General features: G+C 39.0%; 5 protein-coding genes. 2 read left to right on the forward strand and 3 right to left on the reverse strand.

Annotated features, from left to right (window positions below):
* A partial coding sequence (locus NG798_RS26725) for a hypothetical protein (RefSeq protein WP_261226764.1) occupies positions 1-1,128 on the forward strand: 1,128 nt, incomplete at its 5' end.
* Positions 1,129-1,685: 557 nt separating this feature from the next.
* Entirely contained in the window at positions 1,686-2,288 is a 603-nt protein-coding gene (locus NG798_RS26730) for a hypothetical protein (protein WP_261226765.1), read from the forward strand.
* 445 nt (positions 2,289-2,733) lie between these two features.
* On the opposite strand, the gene NG798_RS26735 is transcribed toward NG798_RS26730, so the two are convergent.
* From NG798_RS26735 to NG798_RS26745, 3 genes are all read right to left on the reverse strand, one after another.
* Entirely contained in the window at positions 2,734-3,444 is a 711-nt protein-coding gene (locus NG798_RS26735) for a hypothetical protein (RefSeq protein ID WP_261226766.1), read from the reverse strand.
* Positions 3,441-3,815: a hypothetical protein gene (locus NG798_RS26740; protein ID WP_261226767.1), complete on the reverse strand. Its 375-nt coding sequence runs from the start codon at positions 3,813-3,815 to the stop codon at positions 3,441-3,443. The genes NG798_RS26735 and NG798_RS26740 overlap by 4 nt, the downstream gene beginning before the upstream one ends.
* Before the next feature lie 300 nt (positions 3,816-4,115).
* Positions 4,116-4,412, reverse strand: coding sequence for a hypothetical protein (locus tag NG798_RS26745; protein WP_261226768.1), 297 nt, complete (start codon positions 4,410-4,412; stop codon positions 4,116-4,118).
* Between the last annotated feature and the right edge of the window lie 387 nt (positions 4,413-4,799).

A 4,799-nucleotide genomic window follows, 5' to 3' on the forward strand; every position in this document is an offset into this window, starting at 1 on the left:
TTCCCCCGTATAGTTGGTAATGATCCTCTAGTTGAAATCCGTGAAATTCCTACAGATTGTGACTGGCAAGTTTTAGGATATTTATATGATTTAATGAATCGCCACAAAACTAAGAAAAAATTACCGAGGTTTGAAATCGTTGCTCAAAATTTAGTAGATGAATTCGGTGAGCGGGTTTCGATGCCGGAGTTAAGAGAATGCGCTTTATTCTACCTAAAAGATGAAGCAGTTGCTAACATAATGGCCCAGTTTTTTTATCAAGTAGTTCAAGAACGACGAGCTAAATTAATTAAAGAAGAAACCCGCAAAACCCAATTAAATCAAGCGATTGAGGATTTAAGCGAGGCGCAGACCCCACAAGAGGTCGAAGAATGTTTCACTATTTGGAACTCGGTGTTTTCCCAATCTGAAATTTTAGCTGCACTTTCTCCTGAACAGCAACAACACATACATTATTTACAAAAATTGGGCCGATTACGAAACCTTGCCTCACTAATTGCTGAAGCTTCTGATTTGAAAGAAGTTATCTCTATTCTAGCCAGAAACGCTGTTAAATTTGATACTTTATTACCTTATATCTCGGATAGCCACAAAGAGAATCTCTTACAATATCGAGCGGCATGGCAAGAACAGCTTAATTTATTTAACAAAGGAAATCTCCCCAATTTTGCTTCCACAAGTGAAGCATTAAAATTCTGGAAATCGATTCAAGTAGCTAAAGAATATAAATCTTATTGGATTTATCATCAATTGCTAAAATATAAACAATCACCTTCCTTAGAAGACCTCGAAGAATGTGGCGCTTTGATGGGTTACTCTATCCATTGGGCTTATCATAAATGGGAAGAACTACAACATCCTGAATCTGACTATAGTGAGCCTATTCCAGAGAATAGCAGTTTTAAAATGGATGTAGAAGTGGTAGATGTACCTAATGGACAGAGTTTAGATTCTAATGATAATTATGGCTGGGATGCCTTCGATGATGAAATTTATTCCTATGAAAGAGAACGAGCAGAATGCGATCTAATATGGGAGAGGCGACAACAGGAAGATTGGGAAAATGAAGAGAATTACTACACCCTCAATGATGATTTTGATGATTTTGATGATTTTGATGAAGATTAATTTCCCTCACTTTTAATAGAAATGCCTATTTTGACTACAAAATAGCTATCCTATTTTGCTGAAAAAACAAGGCTTCCGCAAAACTAAAGGAGATCATCGTTTGCTCTGCTTACCATGCTAATTGTCTCTAATTTAGTATTATTTATAACTAAATAAAGTTTTATCATGCCCATAACTATCTGGCTTCTTTAGCCCAAATTCCTATCCAATCCACTGTTAAGAAAAGTGTGGATATAAAGATGAATAGGTAGGCAATATAGAGTTTTCTCCATTCTTCTGTACCTGGGGTTAGCTCTAAAAGGTCGGGGTAGCATTCCAAGATTTTAGAATAGCCAAGTTAAATTCTTTCGGTTAAATTAAATGGCTCTGGTTACCAGACTTCTTTAATTTGTTAGAATAACCAAGTTGCTCTCCAGCTTTTAATCAGTGATAGGGATGTCGCTTAGTTGATACCCTCCGTAGGAATGGTGGTGTTTTTAACATTTCCTTAGTGCTTCCCCTACTTAAAATATCCCATCGGGTTTAAAATAATCCCTATAACCACTCTGAGTAAAAGTATGAATATTTTTTCTAGCAAACCAAATAAGCTATTGTTAGCTTCGTTAACAATAGGCTGCTGCACCGGGATGCAAGTTTTAGGTAGTAGACCGGCTCTAGGAAAAACACATCTCTCCATCACCGGCTCCAAGGTAGAAAACTTAGTAGCGCAATCGCCAATTCCCATGACCATAAAGTCCGGTGGTTCAGAACGGGACGGTTTTGTTTTTCTTACTCTAACAGTACCCGATAAAAATACTACTAAGTCTGCTTATGGCGGGCAGTTACGTTTGTATGATGTCCATATTGCTAAGATGTTTGAAGTAACCCATTTTTTATGCAGACGGTTTGGCTCAAGCACTTCTTTTAAAGGACATGAATGGTTTTATTTTGCTGACAATGGCCGAATTAATATGGGCCGATTCCGAATTACTTGCCAGTTAGCTGCAAATATTGCCAATGCTTATGGTTTAGGCCAACCAGAACGTACATCAATTGGGTTAGATACCGAAGGTGGACCCCCTCAATCCACAACAGATTTTATTCCTACACTTAATATCACCGGCAATAAAATAGACCAATGGATGAATTTTACCGAAAGATTTCAACCCATTAAAAGATAGAAATTAATAGACTTTAATAAATTTTGCAATTAAATGGGGCAAACGAAAGCTATCGGTGAACTCCAAGATGCCCTTTCCAAACAGTTTATAAATGTGTTAACCTTTCTGTACACTTGCAAACCGAATTCTCTTCACCAATTAACATTATTAAATCCCCTAAAAATGCTAAAATTAGAATCGTAAACAGACACATTTCTGATATATTCAGGCGGGATTTTAATTCCCGTCTTTTCTACAAAAATTTCTAGCATTACGCTTTCCTGAATAGTTATTATTAAAACCGTATATTGAGACCGATATAATTTTTTAGCTTCGGTTAAAGAACCTATGCTTATTGAATTTTTGTTGCCAAAAATATATACAAAATACCGCGAGATGCCGTATTCAAATGCAGATATTTTTTCGGCTTTTTTATTAACAACCGTCTATCGCATCCTCGTACAAACTATTTGGCCATCAAAATCGGGCGGTTGGTAGGCTCTGCATAAAAATTAGTAACCAGTCGATAGTGTGTACCACTCGCTTCTACTATTTCAAATTGGGCTTCTAATTTTGCCCACACTCTTGAATTGAGCCCACCTTGGTAACTATGGTAAAAACTGCTTGTCTGGGACAGTTCCATCTTGACATACTCTAGTTCACCCGGCATCCAAAAATCAGTCATTACCCTTTTTGTCGCTTGAGATGGTTCTGTTTGCAGTAAATCAGCCATTGGTGCATTTATCCAAAGCTGTCGATCATCACTCATCCGCACCAAACTCATTGGCCGCTCAGTTTCTACCATTCGCTCTAAGATATGGAGCAACTCTTTATCAATAAGAGGATGAGTGGGCCCATATACTGCATTGCAAATTCGCTCAAATGTCTGAGGATTAATAGCAGAACTAGGAGTTTTTATTGCTTTTTTCGGATTGGGGCGATTTTTTTTAGCCCAAGCTGCGGGGATTTCATAAGGCTCAGAATCACCGGGGAGAAAAATTTGGCACCACTGCCGCTTTGTTGCCGCTGCACTTGCTGCCAAAGTAGATGCACCGGCCAGTAGCGCTTCCAAAATCAACGGTAAATCAGGATGTTCCTCAAGACGCAAAACCAAAGCCTCTTTGGTAAAAGCTGGGATTGCTAGAAGCAAAGCATCTTCGCAGGTATATTTTTTCATAAACAAGAAGCACCTGAGTGGCAATGGTGATCTTCCAAAGAATCGTGATAATCCCGTTCACGCATGGTACTCAAAACTTTAGAGTTGAGGCCAACTTTCCGCAGAATTCGTGAGAGCTTAACAATCTCACCATCGGTTGGTCGTTGCCCGGTAGCAATAGCAGCCATACGCTCAAACTCAATCCCGCATTTATCGCTTAAAGTTGCGGGATCTAATAAATCGACAATCTCAGCAATGGACATTCGATAAAAGCGAGCATATAAAGAATCTTTAAGAAGCTGGCCTCCAAAACCAGACAGGGAAACCCCATCTGCTATGGGTTCTAAAAACTCCCTCAACCCCTCAATATCAATATTTAGCCTATCAGGCATTCCACTTCACCTTTGTTTATAAACCTTTTCTTGATTTTAACAAAACTAGCAAACCCCTTCCCAAACTGGCACAGCCTCCCTTTACTCATTGAAAGTTTAAATCATAATGATAAAAATTGTATTATTCTGACAAAAACGTTATCATAACGATAAAATGAATTCTAACAACCTACCCAACGCTCAAAAAAAGGGACGGGCTAACCCGTCCACTGTAAGAGTTTTCTGATTTAAGAGGCGAGTCCCCATGAGTACATCTACTGCCGTCAGTTTCTACCCCTATAAGTCCCAGCCGCTTAAGCTTTACGCTTCTGGGGCAACATCTGCTGATTCCTTTTTTCCCTGCTCAAGCAACATCAATAAGCGCTCAGAAGCTTTCAGGCTGACTAAAGTAAGTTCTTTCTCAGTAAAGTTTGCCAAAAGCTCAATAACATCATTAACATCTCGTTCTGGTTTGTTCTCTCGCCGCGTAAGCGACTCCTTTATCAAGACAACGGCAGCATTGCTCACGCTGGCATACGGATACTCTGCCAGTTCCTCTAACGCTGAGCGCATTTCTTGGGGAATCACAAGAGACAGCCGAACTAAGTTTTTACTCACCACAAAATTCCTAGTTTCAAGGGGATTACAGATTAAAAATACCTCTTACCACATATTACTCTGTCCAATAAAAAAACTTATTTCCTTACAGCCTCAAAAATATTATGGTCTGTTATGTTAAAATAATAGTAAAGATGCTTTTTGCGTCTGTGTTATGGAAGGCAAGTAAAAAAAACGGGAAGTTTGCGGCTTCCCCCATAAAAAATAGCCATTCAAGAGTATCACCATGAACACATCATGCGCCATCAAATTTCCTGTGGGCACACCCAAAGCCCTTATTACGGAAGCATTAGAGAGTTTGCCGTTGTTCCACCGGCTTCTGGAAACGAACCGAGCATTTATAGAGATGGAAGAATCCATTAGCCTGCTGGATCTAAAAGAAAAGCT

This window comes from Ancylothrix sp. D3o, assembly GCF_025370775.1.
GTDB lineage: Bacteria > Cyanobacteriota > Cyanobacteriia > Cyanobacteriales > Oscillatoriaceae > Ancylothrix.